The sequence below is a fragment of the Providencia vermicola genome, assembly GCF_020381325.1.
Lineage (GTDB): Bacteria > Pseudomonadota > Gammaproteobacteria > Enterobacterales > Enterobacteriaceae > Providencia > Providencia vermicola.
On record NZ_JAGSPI010000008.1, the window covers coordinates 123590 to 139631 of the forward strand.

A 16042-nucleotide genomic window follows, 5' to 3' on the forward strand; every position below is an offset into this window, starting at 1 on the left:
TAAATTATTTTGGGTAACTGCTTACTCATTTTAAGCCGCAACAGAGCTGGTTTTGCTTTACTTCTGTATGTTAATAATTTGGGTATTGATATTTTATTATTGCCCGACTAAGGTCGGGCGTTTATTGATTAAATGGAAACTAAGCGTATTTTTCCGCGTAGGCCAACATCGCTTTTTCAAAGCAATCAAACGGCGGGTGAACAATACCTGCTCCAATCATACCGATACCTGCATCTTTATGGGCAATTGCTGTATTGATGACAGGTAAAATACCGCTGGCGGAAACTTTCGTAATATCAATGGCAGTTGGGATACCCATAAAGCCGAGCAATGGGATAGTCACATTCGGGTTTTCGCCTAATGTGATTTCGCGCATTTGACGAGAGAAATCCACCGCTTCTTCTACTGTACCGCCGACTAATGCCACGATTGCGGGGGCCGTTGCCATTGCAAAGCCGCCGATACCATAGGTTTCAGTGATGGCAGAGTCACCAATATCTAAGCCTGAATCTTCAGGTTTATAACCTGCGAACATTGGGCCGATAACTTGTTGTGAAGGGCCGGTAAACCAATGACCTGGTAAGCCACTGATACGCAAGCCAAACTCGTAACCGTTACGCGCCATCGTAGTGACCACGGTGCTGTACTCAATGCCGTGTGCCGCATCCATTGACGCTTTACACATAGCCATCCATGTTGGGCCTGAGAAATAGTCACTGCTTGCGACGAAATCAAACACGTCTTTTTGTTGTGCGACAGAGAAATCGGTTTGGATAATCCCAGTGGTTAGCGCTTGGATAAGCAATGTAGTGCCCGCGTTATTACGGTTATGACACTCATCCCCCATATGCAGTGCTTGTGCTAACATCAAACGCAGGTCAATTTCACCGACAATTTTCATAGCGTCACGTAGCATTGGACCCAAGACATCACGCATCCAATTTAAACGGTCAATCACGCTTTGGTCGTTTGCACCCATGCGCAGAATTTTTGCCATTTGCTCACTTAAGTTAGTGAACGCGCGGTTACCGTAAGTCTTGTTTTCAACGATGTGCATAAACATCGATGCAGACGTCACACCCGCCATGGAGCCAACACAATCATGTTCATGGCACGGAGAGAAAATAATTTCACCTGATGCCGCAACTCGCTCAGCATCCGTTAAATCTTTCGCGAGACCTTCAAAGACCAAAGCACCTGTTACTGCACCTTTCATTGCGCCGCACATATCTTTCCATTCCACTGGCGGGCCTGCGTGTAAAATGGTGTTTTTTGTCATCCCTGGCACAACATTAATCGCTTGGTCGTAGCCGATTAATACAGGTTGAGATTGAATAATACGTTCAAGAGCTTGTGCGTTAGCGGCTTCAATTTTTTCTTGCAGCGCGGCATTTCCTTCGATTTGGTCGAGAGCACGAATAACCGCAATGTTACCTTGTCCTGGTGGTGTCCACGTTAAGTGAGTCACTGGAACATGTTGTTTTTTCAGGTCATCACTGAACATCTCAATACCCACATTGATGACACTTAATGGTTGCTTAAATAATGTCGTCATTATGCATTCTCCCCTTTCCACACAAACTCACGTCCTAATAACCCAGTATTGGTGCTGCTGCTTGCCCAAATCACACCTGCATCGGTCAGCATTTTGACCTGTGCATCCATATTCGGCGTATCTTGGTCGGTACCCAGCACATAACCTAAAATTTCGAGTTCACGGCCGTCTTGCTTGGCAATGTTTTTCGCTTCTTTGATAGCGTCAATCATCACGCCAACAGGGTCTTCGTGAGAACCAAAACCAAGGACGAAATCCATCATGATGACGCCAACTTCTGGATCACGGGCTTCTTGCAGTAAACGCTCAATACGGTTTGTAGGGTCGATCATTGGGTGTGGTTTACCGTTGGTAAAGTCATCATCACCAAAGTCAAGGAACGTGTGGGCAATGCTTTTGTTTAAATCTTTCAAGCGATATTCAGGGTTTGGCTGGATATTGCTGTAAACATCGTCATATTTTTCCAGTGCCGCAAACATGGCTTCATCACACAGCGTACCGCCACAGAACAGGCCACGAATGTATTTTTGCTCAGGTTTGAGTTTAGCTCTCACTTCATCGATTAATGGCAGGTTCAGTGGGTGCAGGTCTAAATCTTCTTTACGAATCCCTGTCAGTAGAACCGCTTTCAGTGCCGCCTCTTTGGTGCCTTGTGCAAAGGTCAGCCCTGGTTTGTCTTCTGGTAGTGGCTGGCTACCTAAGAAACAAACAACAACGGGTTTATGGCATTTTTCAGCTTGTTCAAGCACTTTTTTCGCAACCGCTGGTGCGGGTGGCTTAGAAATCAATGCGATAACTTTCGTTTCTTCATCCGCATCAAGCATCTTCAGGGCATCAATCATCATGATACCGCCGATTTTTTCACTTAAATCGCGACCGCCTGTACCGATTAATTGAGAGACGCCAGCGCCGAACTCATGGATACGCACGCTCAGCTCTTGGCTACCTGTACCTGACGCACCAATAATCCCAATACTGCCACGGCGTACATTGTTACCAAAGCACAGTGCGGTGCCATTGATAATCGCGGTTCCGCAGTCAGGGCCCATCATTAATAAGCCTTTTTTACTGGCAAATTGTTTCAGAGCCAATTCATCTTCAATAGAGACATTATCGGAGAACAGCATGACGTTAAGGTCATTTTCTAACGCAATGCGCGCTTCACGAGCAGCAAATTGCCCATTGACAGAAATCACTGCTAAGTTGGCATCTGGAATGTGTGTTTTCGCGGAATTGATAGTGGCGTATTTTGCTTCATGGGATCCGCCACCTTGGTTTTTCTTATTAAATAATTCTTCGATAGCAATTAATGTTGCATCGTTGGCTTCATCACTCGGCCCTTTAATTACAATCATTAAATCGCCATTTTTGGCTTCTTCTAATTCAGCAGTTAATAACCCTAAATTACGTAGAACGCCTTTATTCATTTCCGTTGCCATCGCGACAAAAGCTTGCTCAACATTATCGAGCTGATTGGCTTTAGTCGAAATAGACATCAGTGACACGGAATCAAAATAGGTATTTTTCTTTATGACAACTTTAGTCGACATGTCTTTCTCCGAAATAGTGAGTGAGATACAAAGCGTCGCGAAGGCCAAATAGCATGTCGCTGCCTGAACTCGACCCGATATTTAAAATCTCTAAAAATTGTGGATAAATATTTGTCTCTTGCGCATCAACTAATGACTGAATTAATTGCTGCATGTTTTCACGATATTCTTGGTTTAAAACTTTTTCTAACGTGATGGCGCTAATGGGGGTCGTTTGGCTTTTGCTTTGTGTTATTCCTTGATAAAACGCAGGGAATAAAGCTGAAGCGGGGTGACCTTTTAATAACAAAAATGCCATTAACCCAACTAAATAATCATCACCTGAAGGCGTAAGCCCAATACCCAACCCAACAAATTGCTTAATACACTTGGCGATACTTTGTTGGTCTTTATTAATTAGTGATTCAATGAGGTTTAAACGTAATTGAATCAGTTGTTTTGATGCTGTTAGATAAAACAAGTTGTTTCCCTGATAATTAAATAGGGAGCTTGAGTTATCCTGTAAAATAAAATCCAAACATTGAATTTGGTTTGCTATATAGACTAAATAGTTTTTATTAATTAACTTTTTAGAATTAAAATCAATTTTTAATGGTTGCCAGTGTTTACATAAAGAAAATGAAATTGTGTAACTTTCGCCAATATTCCATTCTTTATTTGAGAGATAAATAGGGTCTCCTGCTTTTAATTTTAAAAGAGAAAAATCAGTATTTATTAATCGGCAACTATTTGGTGCATTATCTAACGAAGAGCAAAGTAACGTATAAAGGGTATTCTCTACCGTAAAATTAATCGCTTTATTGAATACCTGCTCTACTTTTCCTAAAGACTGCGGCTGATGTAAAAGGTTGAGAAAATGGTTATCAGCCGTGAGTCCGTATAATATTTGCCGATGGGATATGGATGCGTTCACATGCCTCCTTATCTCTACTCGTCATACTTCAAGTTGCATGGGTGTTGACTATGTGCAATTTGAATTATTTAGAGTATATGGTTTAGTTACGCTCCGGCAGCAACCAGTAGTTCAGCAATTTCGTGGTAACCTTTCTCACGTGCAAGCTCTAACGGCTTTTTGCCATATTTATCCGTCATATGTGGGTTTGCACCATGGTCTAATAGCAACTTCACGATTTGTTGCTGTTTCTCGCCACCGTCATTTAATACGATAGCTTCAAGTAACGGAGTCCAGCCCACAAAGTTAGTATGGTTGACATTGATTTCTGTTTTTTCGAGCAGTTCACGGACTATTTCAACGTGGCCTTTTTCACTTGCTGGCGTGATACCCACACCACCAAAACGTGTTAATAAATCTAAATTCGGTTTTGCAGGTAACACTAGGCGTAATAATGTTAAGTCGTTATTCAAGCAGCTTAATAAAAATGGGTTAAAACATGTTTGGTCTTGTTTATCGATGTCTGCGCCTGCACTAATTAGAAAAGAAACACATTCATAATGTTTATTAAGACTTGCATTCACAATAGCGGTACGGCCTTGGCGGTTGGTTGTGTTGATATCCACACCTTTTTCAAGGCAACTTTTTAATAAATCTAATTGCCCTTTTTCAGCAGCGGTTAAAAATTCTTGAGCAAGTGTGCTGGCGGTCATTATTTTCCCCTTAGGTTGGCTTATTGATATTGCCAACATAGATAAAGACAATTTAAAGATTATTTATGATGGTTAGAGCATACCAATTGCGATTAATAAAAAGAATCCATTTAAATTTAATTCATCAATGGGAGGCTCTATTGTTGAATGAAATTCAATAATCAGCCTTTTTTGTGCGTGTACGCATTATTTTTCATCCTTTTTTGACGTTTTTTGCCTGTTTTTCACTCGTTTTTATCGATTATTTTTAATTAATAGAGAGTGGTAAGATATCATTATTCTGTTCTGTGACGTATATCAAATTGAAGGTTTTGTGATTGTTAAATTTGTGATTAATTTGATCGTAGTTAGGGTAGATGTTAATACTTGGTTTGGGTATTTAATTCAATAATATTAAGTATTTTGATTATTAATAGTCTCTTAGCTTTTGTGGATAAAATAACAGCTTAAGACAAATAAGATTAAAACACTTCTTCTTGGCAATTATTCTGTTAAGCTATCAATAAATCGGTTGAAAAATAGCCTGATTTTCAATCTATTGAATAATATTCACATAAAAAGCCAATTTGATTAAAATTAAAACACTTTGGGAAGGCGAGTATGAACTCAATTTTTACTGAAGAAAATTTATTGACCTACACTACCGCAGCTAAATTTGCGAGCTTCAGTAAAGCCGCTGAAGCATTAGGTATTACCACATCGGCCGTGAGTTATACTATTAAGCGTATTGAAACTTATTTGGATGTCGCGTTGTTTATTCGTGATACTCGCAATATTGAATTAACAGAAGCAGGTTATTATTTTTATCGTAAGGCAACGGACTTACTGAATAACTTTCATTCTATTCAAAAAAGTATTTATTCTATTGAACAAGGTATTGAAGCGCGGGTACGCATCTGTATTAACCAACTTTTATATACCCCTTACCATACGGCTAAGTTACTGCAAATATTAAAGAAACAATTTGCCACTTGCCAAATTACGGTTACCACCGAGGTGTATAACGGTGTGTGGGATGCGATTATTAATAACCATGCGGATATTGCGATTGGTGCGCCAGGAACGCTAATGGATGGGGGCGGGATAGATTATACGGAAATTGGTGCGATTCATTGGCAATTTGCCATTGCGGCAACGCACCCACTTGCACTGATGCCAGAGCCGATTGCTGAAAGCCAGTTGCGTCTTTACCCCAATATTATGGTGGAAGACACCGCAGATACGATAAATAAACGAGTTGGTTGGTTATTGCACGGGCAAGAAGCGATACAGGTGCCAGACTTTAATACCAAATGCCAATGCCAAATATTGGGTGAGGGGATCGGATTTTTGCCAGACTATATGGTGAAAGAGCACGCCAAGAGTGGCCGATTAGTAGTCAAAAATATTCAAAACCCGCGGCAAGATTCCAATATGCTATTAGCCACACAGCATTCAGCTACAGGGCAAGTAACTCAGTGGATACGCAAATCGTTCACGGAAAATGGGGTTTTAGCTGAGCTTTACAGTGACTTGCTAAAACCCATTAGTGGGTAGGTAGTCAGTGAGTGGCAACAACCAACGCTTTATTGATGGCATCGGGGATCACGCTACCGTGGCTTTTACCCTCAAATAAAGTGAATTCACAGGTTCGCTGGTGGGTTTGAATTTCAGTGCACACTTGGCGGGGACTGATCCAACTTTTGCGGTTTTGGTAGTTTTGTACTTGTTCTGCCGTTAACTTGGATAAATCAGGGGTCTCTTCTAAGCCACCCAAAGTGACAAAAATAGGTGCTGCGGCTTGTTTTTCAGTGAGTTTCGCTAGCTGCACCATTTCACCTTTCCCCCACCACAATGACGGACTGGCTGAAACATAGTACTGAAAATCATCAGGTTTTTGTTGATAAGCCATTAAGGTGAATAACCCACCAAATGAATGGCCAAATAAGGTTTGTTTCTGCTTATCAATAGGAAATTGCTGCTCAGCCCAAGGGCGCAATGTTTGGCTGATAAATTGGTACAATGCAGGTGCTCCCCCACCATGGCTAAAGTCTTCCCCAGATACGGGTGGGGTATAGTCGTAGGTGCGTAATGCCTTTGGAAAGGCTTCATCAACGGGGTAGCCGATGCCGATAATAATGGGTAGTGAGTTTTTATTGAGTGTTTCCACGGCGCGGTTGACGACGTTTGGATATAACCCATTTCCATCAAGCATATACAGCACAGGGCGCTTTGCCGTGACGTTATACGGCACGGCACTGTAAATGCGTAGTGCTCGGTCACCATAAGTCATATCCGTCTGTTTAATATCGTAAAATTGCGCGACATTGTCATCCAAAGGCGGAATACTTTGGCTAGGGCGAGCCATTGCACTGCTTGCCATCATGCACAGTAGTAGGCCGGAAATTAGGAATTTATTCATATACTCGTCATCCTTCAAGCTGCATGGTTGTTGACTACGCTCAGCTACCCGAATCACATACTTTTGTATGCTCATCGGGATAGTTTCTCTTGTCGCCTACATGCAACTTGAATGGTTTATACTCGTCATCCTTCAAGCTGCATGGGTGTTGACTACGCTCAGCTACCCGAATCACATACTTTTGTATGCTCATCGGGATAGCTTCTCTTGTCGCCTACATGCAACTTGAATGATTTAGAGTATGGAATAGGTAGCCTACAAAAATTAAAATTAGAAACTGACGTTAACGTTCGCCCAATAACGGCGTCCATCTTCCACATCCCAGTTTCCGCCACCTTTGGCATCAATTTTATCGCCTTTTTCATTAGCAATATTTAATACCGCAAAGTTCAATTTGGTATTTTTCAATAACTGATAGGTTGCGCCTACATCCATGGTGGTGTAGCCACTGCGGTAGCGAGGGACTGAAGCACCATTACGTTGCGCTGCCCACACTTGCTTACCTTCGTAATGAGCACGAGTATACAGAGTTAAATCTTCATTATAGTTCCAATCTAATTTCGCATTGGCTAAATGCTTTGGTGTTTTATCTAAAGCATAGCCTTTTAGGGATTGCCCACTAGTTAGCTTTTCATCATCACTTTTACGCTCTGAGTCGGTATAGGTATAGTTCAAGCTCAGCTTCCAATCTTCGGCAATTGGAATGCCAGTTGCGACTTCAACCCCTTTAATATTGGCTTTACCAACATTGTCATAGGTATACAGTTTTAGGCCAGTAAGTGGGTCATCTCCCCCCGTGTAATAACTGGTTAATTTATTTTTAAAATCCGTATTAAAGAACGTTAAGCTTGCATCAAAGCCCGACTCATGGTTATAGGCAATGCTGATTTCCTCACTAACACTTTTTTCAGGTTTTAGATCAGGGTTACCGTGAATGATACCTAAGCCTTTTTCAGTAGACGTTCCATAATTAGGGCTGATTTCACGTAACGTTGGTGCACGGAATGCCGAAGAAACGCCACCCTTAATAGTGATCTCATCCGTCAGGTAATAAACTGCATAACCGCGAGGGTTCCAGTGATCTCCATAAAATTCATGGTGATCTAAACGTAGCCCACCCGTCAATATTAGGTTTTCTGTTGCTGTGAACTCATTCTCTAGGAAGAAAGCGTGCTGCTCTGCGGTTAGTTTTGCATTTTCAGTTGTTGAAGAGCCTGTTGATGAGGTGTCTTTTAACTTAGCATGTTGAAATTGACCACCAACAGTTAAAATATTGTCAGGTAAAAACGCGACAATTTTTCCATCAACAACGGTATTGGTAATTTCAGGTACGCGAGCCTCGTAACGATATTCCGTGATCTTAGTTGCTGGGTCTGTAATGTCTGTTTTGGTTCTTTTTTTCGTATTTTCTTGGTAAACACTTAGTTCAGTATTAAACGAATCCCAGTCCCCTTTATAGGTTAATGCAAAATGGTTACGGTCATTGTGGATTTCTGAGTGTTTATTTGCTCTTGGCTTACCATTAAAATCACTGGTTGGTGCAAGGGAGTTACCCGGTTTTTCTTCTCGTTCTTGTGTGGTTCTACCTGCTTCTAAAAGGAAGGTTTGGTTTTCAGTTGGTGTAAAACTTAACTTAGCGGTGAGGCTTTTATTGTCTTTTTTATGGTGGCCATCCGCTATCTTATCTTCCTGACGATAATCACCACCACCGTATAACTGTAAGCCTAATTTATCTTTAATGAGAGGGCCTGACAGATAGAAGTTACCGTCGGTGGAATTACCGCTATCACTGTTTTCTTGGATAATCGCACCTGTGGTTACGCTGCCGTGCCACTCATTGGTCACTTTCTTGGTGATGATATTGATAACACCACCCATTGCATCGGAACCATACAGTGAAGACATTGGTCCACGGATCACTTCAATGCGTTCAATGGCTTCGACGGGCGGCATAAAGCCTGCTTCAAAACCACCGCTGCCATTTGGGCGTGATTCACGGCTGTTTTGGCGACGGCCATCAACCAGTATTAAGGTGTATTCACCGGGTAAGCCACGGATATTAATATCTTGTTTATTGGCAGCACCCACAATGCTAACACCTTCAACGTCTTTAACTGCGTCAGCAAGGTCGCGCACAGGCTTGTTTTGCAGCTGTTCGGCGGTGATCACCGTAATACTGGCAGGGGCATCGCGTAATTGTTGTGAATAACCCGATGCGGTGACGATAAGTTTGTCTGAATCTTCTGCTGCTGTCGTACTAAATGAAGCCAAAGCCGCGCAAATACCTGCGGCGACAAGTGTGTAGTGATGTTGCGTAGTCATAGTAATCCCTAGCAAATAGAAATGAGAATGATAATTATATTGTTTGCGAATAGTATCACTAAAACATATTGGAAATAAATAATTGGCGAGCTAATTTCTGGTCAATATTTGATCTCAGTTAATAATTTTCCCGTATGGCAAAAATGAACTTGATGATTTTTGCCAAGCTTAACGAAAAATTAAGGTTTAACTTTGGTTTATGGAGTTTAGGGTTAAGCGAAATTACAGTAGCTCGAGCGTCTACTCGGGAATTTTATGACTTATGAAACACATCTTTTTAGCCATTTTATTATTTTTCATTTGCTTGAATACACAGGCAGAGGAAATTCGTTTAAGCGTCACAAACCCAAAAAACGTGATGGCGGTTGATGTCGTCAGCATTCCTGGAAAATTTGTGGCAAAAAATGAAATTTCGATTGGTTCTCCATTGCAACAGCAAATGGTCACCGCAGTATTTGTGGAGGAAGGGGAGTGGGTTGAGAAAGGGCAATTGCTCGCGACGCTGGAATCACCAGTCCAAAGTGCTGGGGTTAACCAATTAAAAGCAGAAATCGATAAAGCTGCTGCATACATTAAACAACAAGAAGCGCTCAGCGCTCAATCTCAACAAGAACTGCAACGGTTATCGCCGCTGGCAAAAACAGGGGTGATTTCGGCGAATGAATTTGGCAAAGCTAAGTCAGAGGCCGCTGCACAGAGCGCATTGTTAACCGCTAGCCGTGCAGAGCTGCGCCAGCTCAAAGCCCAATTAATGCGTGAGCAAAGCCAAGAAGACAAATCAAAAATTATTGCTCCTGTTTCAGGGGTGATCAGTGAACGTCATGCTATGAACGGGACGCTGACTGACAATAGTTTGTTATTTAAGTTAATTGAAAACAACGAGTTGGAATTTGAAGCCTACGCACATCCTTCAGAGCTCTCTCGTATTGTGGGCAGCAACGGCGTGACACTTAACCTCGATGAAAATCAGTCAATATCGGGGAAATTACGCTATTTATCGCCAAAAATAGATGCATTAACCCAACTTGGGAAAATTCGTGTGGCGCTTACTGAACCAACCAAACAAGTGCGTTTAGGTGAAACGGGCACAATGGTGTACCACAATTCTCCCCGTGAACAGTTGTCGCTGCCTTATAGCGCCATTCGTACAGAACCTAATGGAGAGCGTTTTATTTTTACCGTGACAGGCGGCAAAGTGCTCAAACAAAAAATACAGATTGGCAAAATACAGCAAGGGCGAGTGGAAGTGTTAACGCCACTTGCGCCAAGTTTAGATGTCGTGGCTTATGCACAAGCTTTTTTATCGGATGATGATATTGTTGTGCCTGTAAAGGATAGCCAATGAAATTACAGTTATCTTCTTGGGCCATTACTCGGCCGATTCCGACAATAGTGATGTTTTTGGCATTAACTATCGCAGGGTTATTCTCCTTTAATCAATTACCTGTAACTGCCAACCCTGTGGTGACGTTCCCGATTGTCACTATCACGGTAACACAAGATGGTTCTTCGCCGACGGAGTTGGAAAATGCGGTAACGAAGCGGGTTGAACGTGCGGTATCTGGGATACCAGGTATTCGCCATATTACTTCCTCCATTAGTGAAGGTGCATCGACCACGACGATTGAATTCGATCTCAGTGTTGATGCCCACGTAGCCACCAATGATGTGCGCGAAAAGATGGGGCAAATCCGTGGTGAGCTACCGCAAACGATAGATGAACCGCTGATTAACCGCATCGATGTTGAAGGGGGCGCGATTCTACGTTACGCCGTTTCGTCTGAGACGGAATCACTCGCAGATTTATCTTGGTTTGTGGATGACACCGTGAGTAAGCAACTGATTACGGTACCAGGGGTGCAAAAGGTCAGTCGTTTAGGGGATACCGAGCGGGTGATCCGCATTGAGCCCGATGCGAACAAGCTGGCAGCGATGCAAATCTCTATAGCCAGTATTAATGAATTACTGAAAAATAATCACCAAAACTCAGCAGGCGGTAACTCAAAATATAATTCATTGCAGCATACCATCCGAGTTTTAGGTGAAAAATCGGCAGCGGATGACATTAAAAACATCATGCTACCAGTCGATAACCAGCAATCTGTTCGGTTGGGCGAAATTGCGAATATTTATGATGGCCATAAGAATGTGAAATCGATTTCTCAGTTTAATGGCCTGGACGTGGTGGGTTTTGCGGTTTATCGTGCCAAAGGTTCAAGTGATTCCCAAGTTGGAAAAGGTGTTGCAAAAGCGGTTGAACAGCTGCAAAAGGCGAACCCAGATATTGATATCCGCCTGATATCTTCCACTGTTAAATATACGGAGTCCAGCTTCTTTTTAACGATTCAAACTTTGCTAGAAGGGGCTTTTCTCACCGTCATTATTGTCTTTTTCTTTTTGAAAAGTTGGCGTGCAACTTTGGTGGCTGCGGTCGCATTGCCATTATCGATTTTGCCGACCTTTTTTGTTTTAGCATTATTCGATTACAGCTTGAACAGTATTACGTTACTGGCTTTAACATTGGTTATTGGGATATTAGTGGATGACGCGATAGTTGAAATCGAAAATATCCAAAAATATATCGAGCGGGGTGAGCGCCCTTATTTAGCGGCGCTTAAAGCGTCTGATGCTATCGGTTTTGCGATTGTGGCTATTACATTAACCATTGTAGCGGTGTTCTTGCCTGTCAGCTTTATTGGTGGCTTTGTTGGGCAATATTTTGTGCCATTTGGTGTGACAGTCTCAGCGGCAGTATTGTCTTCATTGCTCGTCGCTCGTTTGGTAACGCCTTTAATGGCAGCTTATGTGCTGTTACCGCAAAAAGGGGCTCATGATGGCGTAAAACCGCCAAATTGGATAGCACGTTATACGCGGTTTTTATCGTTAACATTAAAGCATCGGAAACTAGCGTCAGCGTTAGCGGGAAGCTTTTTAATTGGTTCAGTCGCCGTGACTAGCTTGTTACCTGTCGGTTTTATGCCAGATGGTGATATCAGTATCAGCCAAATCAATATTGAGCTGCCACCAGGCACACCTGTTGAGCAAACACAGCAAAAAATTAATGAGATAACGAGACAGTTAAAAGATAGGCCAGAAATTATTTCAACTTATACGGTTGCAGGGATCGCGGACGATTCAGAAGGCGTGGCTCAACACAAAGGCGAAATGATCCTCACTTTGGTTGAACCAAGTGAACGTGAATTATCACAAAAGCAATTTGAGCTTGAAATAGGGAAGTGGTTAAGTGAAAAAACAGATGCACGTTATACCTTTAGCAATAGCAATGGTGGCAAAGAGTTTTCTTTAATGTTTACAGGGACAGACCCTCAAGAGCTTGAGGCATCAATGCAAAAACTGCGTGATGCGATGGCCAAAGTGGAAGGGTTGAAAAATGTTCAGGTCATGAAACCGTTATTACGTAAAGAGCTAATTGTTAAGCCCAATTTAGTGGATATTGGCCGAACGGGTGTCAATGTTGAGGAAATCGCCAATACATTACGTATTGCGACTATGGGGGAGGCTAACTCACGTAGTGCCAAATTTAATTTGCCCGATAGGCAATTGGCGGTGCAGGTTATTTTACCTGAGCATCAGCAAAATAATATTGATGTACTGAATAATTTATATGTGAATAGCACAGGGGAGCAAGCTGTACCGTTGAAATCGGTCGCTAAAATAGACTCCAGTGATGGGCCTTCACAAATTGAGCGGATTAATCGACAAAGGCAAATGTCGATAGAAGCCAATTTGGAAGGATTAACACTTGGTGAGGCCCTGGAAATTGTGGCACAACTCCCTGAATATCAGCAATTACCCCACAGTGTTTCACAAGTGGAATATGGTGATATGGAATATATGATTGATATGTTTGAGCGCTTTGGTACCACGATGGTATTCAGTATTTTGTTGGTCTTTGCCATCTTAATTGTGCTGTTTAAGGACTTTATGCAGCCAATCACCATACTTGTCGCGCTACCGTTTTCTATTGGCGGTGCCATCATTGCCCTTGTTTTATATGGTGCGATGATCGATTTACCTGTGATTATCGGTATTTTAATGCTGATGGGGATTGTGACAAAAAACTCGATTTTGCTGGTGGAATTTATTCTTGAAAAGCAGCGCTCGGGAATGCCAAGAGAAGCGGCAATCATAGAGGCAGGTCAGGAGCGTATTCGGCCAATTATCATGACGACATTTGCTATGATTGCAGGGATGATCCCCTTGGTATTAACCAGCGGTGCAGATGCAGGGTTTAGGGCACCAATGGCGATTGCGGTGATTGGCGGCTTACTGAGTTCGACAATTTTGAGTCTGTTATTTGTGCCCGTGATTTACAGCTTGATGGATGACTTAAAACATAAATTATTACCGCAGTTGGCAAAACTAACATCAGTGACGCAAGAAGACCGCAATATTAAACAGTGGTAAATAAAAGCTGTAATGTGTTGGTTATTGCTTTAAACATTGCGATTGCTGGAAAATTGCCACTAGCCTATATTTAGGCTATATTTAGTTCGTGAGTGTCGTATTGATTAGGAGTAGACCATGAAAATAGAGACTATTAGCTATATTAAAAAGCATGCTGCAGGGCTTGAATTATCAGAGCCTATTTTAGTAACTCAAAATGGCATTCCTGCTTATGTCATTGAATCTTATGAAGATAGAAAAAAAAGGGATGATGCAATTGCATTACTTAAATTACTTTCTATTTCAGAAAAAGATAGTAAAGAAGATAAATTATATTCACGTAGCCAATTATTGGATACGCTCTAAACGACCCATGATTGGAACGATTGGATGATAGTCAATTTTAAGTATACAGAAACGTTTATTAGCTCGTTAAAGGAATTAGGTATCGGGAGAAAACAGGCTAATTTACTCCTTGATAAATACGAAAAATATTTACACCCATTTCCAGAGTGTTGTTCAATACCAGAATATCTTCAAGATATTGGTGTCACAAGGTATAGAGGATATTTGTCACCAGAAAACTATACAATCCTCTATACGTATGAAATAGCCGAAAATACGGTTATATCCCATGCCAGCATTCATCAACGTCAAGATATGATGAGGTTATTATTTAATCGAATGATAGAGCGCTAAATATTTTAGTCATATTTAAAAAGCATCAAAAAAAGAAGAGTTATTATCGAATTAATGTATTCAATATATTTAATTGATATTGATTTTATTCAAATTGAATAAAAGTTATCTAATTATGACTAATTTTATTTAAATTAATCATAAAATGAATCTATTATAATAAGTTGTTATCTTTTTATTTATTTTATATTTATCAATGAATTATTTATTTTTTATGGTGATTGTTTTATTTGTAAAATATTAGCCCTTGCTTTATTGTATTTACTTCCTGAATATAGGGGGAGGATTAATATTGGTTTTAGACCCTGAGAGTTATTATGAGTCAATCAACCCATTCAGAAACAAATAATCAAAAAACGAAAAATGAAAAACGCCGAACAATATGGATGACCATTGCGACAATAATTATTATTTTATTATTTGTAGCCTATGGTGTGTATTGGTTTTTAGTTTTGCGTTTTCAAGAATATACCGATGATGCTTATGTTTCGGGTTTGCAAATCCCCATTATTGCGCAAACAACAGGCAATGTTACTCAAGTCAATTTTGAAAATACTGACTTGGTGAAAGCGGGGGATGTTCTGGTGGTGTTGGATAAAACCAACGCTCAACTGGCATTCGAACAAGCTAAGCACGATTTAGCAACTACGGTACGCAAAACCAAAGAGCTCTACATCAACGGTGATGAATATCAGGCGCAAATACAGAAAAACCGTATCTCACTTGCGCAAGCTCAGAAAGATTACCAACGCCGTGCTGCACTTGGGCGCAGCGGAACAATTTCAAAAGAAGATTTACAACATTCCCAAGAAGCAGTGCAGCTCGCACAAGCGGCGTTGGATATTTCCATTCAGCAATACAATGCAAACCGCGCGTTATTGCGCAATACCGCATTAAGAAAACAGCCTGCCATTCAGCAAGCCGCTGATAGTGTGCGCAGTGCGTGGATAAATTTACAACGTACTGAAATTAAAAGCCCAATGACAGGCTACGTTTCACGCCGAAATGTGCAAGTGGGTTCCCAAGTTAGCCCACAAAGCTCTTTAATGGCGATAGTGCCTGTTCAACCTGTTTGGGTGGATGCTAACTTCAAAGAAACCCAGCTGGAAAAAGTGCGCATTGGGCAGCCCGTTACCCTTAACAGTGATTTTTATGGTGATGACATCGTGTATAACGGCACAGTAGTTGGCTTAGACATGGGAACAGGAAGCGCATTTTCATTATTGCCTGCACAAAATGCGACGGGGAACTGGATCAAAGTGGTTCAACGCTTGCCTGTAAGGGTGGAGCTTGACCCTGAGCAGGTGGCAAAACACCCATTGCGTATTGGCTTATCAATGAATGTTACCATTGATATTAAAGACCAAAATGGCCCTGTGTTAGCTGAAGTTCAGCGTACAACGCCCGCGTTTGAAAGTGATGTGTTGGTGCTAAAATTGGCAGATGTCGACCACATTATTGATGGCATTATCAGTGATAATGCGGACTAGCTCGTAAGGAGTG

Annotated in this window: 11 protein-coding genes; 5 read left to right on the forward strand and 6 right to left on the reverse strand. The window is 41.5% G+C overall.

The genetic code is table 11. The features are described 5' to 3' along the window. Window positions 1-139 precede the first annotated feature (139 nt). The 4 genes from KDJ85_RS13165 to KDJ85_RS13180 form a co-directional block, all read right to left on the reverse strand. Entirely contained in the window at window positions 140-1555 is a 1416-nt protein-coding gene (locus tag KDJ85_RS13165; RefSeq protein ID WP_225820059.1) for a YlbE family protein, read from the reverse strand. Then, window positions 1555-3105 carry an acyl-CoA synthetase FdrA gene (fdrA, locus tag KDJ85_RS13170; protein ID WP_225820060.1) on the reverse strand — a complete coding sequence of 517 codons (1551 nt, stop codon included), beginning with the start codon at window positions 3103-3105 and terminating at the stop codon, window positions 1555-1557. Before fdrA ends, KDJ85_RS13165 begins: the two co-directional genes overlap by 1 nt. After that, on the reverse strand, window positions 3095-4018 hold the full coding sequence (locus tag KDJ85_RS13175; protein ID WP_225820061.1) for an oxamate carbamoyltransferase subunit AllH family protein: 924 nt from the start codon (window positions 4016-4018) through the stop codon (window positions 3095-3097). Before KDJ85_RS13175 ends, fdrA begins: the two co-directional genes overlap by 11 nt. Window positions 4019-4104: 86 nt before the next feature. Then, window positions 4105-4710, reverse strand: coding sequence for an ankyrin repeat domain-containing protein (locus KDJ85_RS13180; protein ID WP_225820062.1), 606 nt, complete (start codon window positions 4708-4710; stop codon window positions 4105-4107). A gap of 600 nt (window positions 4711-5310) precedes the next feature. Between KDJ85_RS13180 and KDJ85_RS13185 the strand changes: the two genes are divergently transcribed. Then, on the forward strand, window positions 5311-6246 hold the full coding sequence (locus tag KDJ85_RS13185; RefSeq protein WP_225820063.1) for a LysR substrate-binding domain-containing protein: 936 nt from the start codon (window positions 5311-5313) through the stop codon (window positions 6244-6246). 4 nt (window positions 6247-6250) lie between these two features. Here the strand turns inward: KDJ85_RS13185 and KDJ85_RS13190 are convergent, their stop codons facing one another. Further along, window positions 6251-7111, reverse strand: coding sequence for an alpha/beta hydrolase (locus tag KDJ85_RS13190; RefSeq protein ID WP_225820064.1), 861 nt, complete (start codon window positions 7109-7111; stop codon window positions 6251-6253). A gap of 270 nt (window positions 7112-7381) precedes the next feature. Next, entirely contained in the window at window positions 7382-9433 is a 2052-nt protein-coding gene (locus tag KDJ85_RS13195; protein ID WP_225820065.1) for a TonB-dependent receptor domain-containing protein, read from the reverse strand. A gap of 262 nt (window positions 9434-9695) precedes the next feature. Here KDJ85_RS13195 and KDJ85_RS13200 point away from each other — a divergent pair, with 262 nt between their 5' ends. The 4 genes from KDJ85_RS13200 to emrA all read left to right on the forward strand — a co-directional run bounded on the left by KDJ85_RS13200 (window position 9696) and on the right by emrA (window position 16029). After that, window positions 9696-10778, forward strand: a complete 1083-nt coding sequence (locus tag KDJ85_RS13200; protein WP_225820066.1) for an efflux RND transporter periplasmic adaptor subunit — start codon at window positions 9696-9698, stop codon at window positions 10776-10778. Then, window positions 10775-13861: an efflux RND transporter permease subunit gene (locus KDJ85_RS13205; RefSeq protein WP_225820067.1), complete on the forward strand. Its 3087-nt coding sequence runs from the start codon at window positions 10775-10777 to the stop codon at window positions 13859-13861. The genes KDJ85_RS13200 and KDJ85_RS13205 overlap by 4 nt, the downstream gene beginning before the upstream one ends. Before the next feature lie 117 nt (window positions 13862-13978). Continuing rightward, window positions 13979-14206, forward strand: coding sequence for a type II toxin-antitoxin system Phd/YefM family antitoxin (locus tag KDJ85_RS13210; RefSeq protein WP_225820068.1), 228 nt, complete (start codon window positions 13979-13981; stop codon window positions 14204-14206). A gap of 650 nt (window positions 14207-14856) precedes the next feature. Further along, window positions 14857-16029 carry a multidrug efflux MFS transporter periplasmic adaptor subunit EmrA gene (emrA, locus tag KDJ85_RS13215; RefSeq protein ID WP_225820069.1) on the forward strand — a complete coding sequence of 391 codons (1173 nt, stop codon included), beginning with the start codon at window positions 14857-14859 and terminating at the stop codon, window positions 16027-16029. Window positions 16030-16042: the final 13 nt, after the last annotated feature.